1 protein-coding gene and 1 pseudogene are annotated in these 649 nt (G+C 74.1%); both read right to left on the bottom strand.

Annotation, left to right across the window (positions count from 1 at the left end):
• Nucleotides 1–279, bottom strand: a pseudogene (locus AC5RUJ_RS17900) (hypothetical protein); the annotation flags it as partial.
• The coding region (locus AC5RUJ_RS17895; RefSeq protein ID WP_494156471.1) for a TadE family type IV pilus minor pilin at nt 266–649 on the bottom strand (384 nt) is incomplete at its 5' end. The pseudogene AC5RUJ_RS17900 and the gene AC5RUJ_RS17895, both read right to left, overlap by 14 nt.

Below are 649 nucleotides of genomic sequence, written 5' to 3'. Positions count from 1 at the left end.
GGCGCCGACCAAGGCAGCCAGGTCGGCCGCCTTCCCCGCCCGCGCCGATGCCAAGCCCGCCTGCATCACCGTAACGAGCACCGCGAGCATCAGGCACAGCATGAGCACCAGCCCCACCGACAGCACCGTTCCGGCGCCGCGGTCCGTGCCGTGCGGTCCGGTGACGCCAGCGCCGGCGCCGTCGCCGTGGTCAGTGCTGTCCGGTCCGGCTGTTCCGAAACCGGCACCCGCACCGGGTGGTGCGGCACGGGGCGCCGGCCGTCGCTTAGCCGGCTCCATTTCCTGCGCCTGACGGAATCACCGGCCCGCCGGTCGGCTCGGCAGGCGCGGTTGCCCGGGCCTCCAGCGTCCAGCCGCCAACCCCGGGCCATGGACCGGATACGTGAGCAGAGACATGGACCGTAACCCAGCCGCCGCCGCTGCCGGACGCCAACGTAGCGCCGTCCCCGGCGATGGAGCGGACCGTGTGGGCGGCTGCTGTCTCCGGCTCGCCGCGGCCGAGCTGCCGGACCGCCGCCTGTGCGGCCTTCTCCACATTCAGCTGTGCTGCTCCGGCGGCCGCACCGGCCAGCAGGAAAGCCAGCACGACGACGACGGAGGGCAGGACAACGGCGAACTCCGCCGTGACACTGCCGCGCTCGCCGGCGCG

Source organism: Arthrobacter sp. Y3223164 (assembly GCF_059091005.1).
The sequence above is the reverse complement of the archived record's forward strand: the minus strand, read 5'-3'. Positions and strand labels throughout refer to the sequence as shown.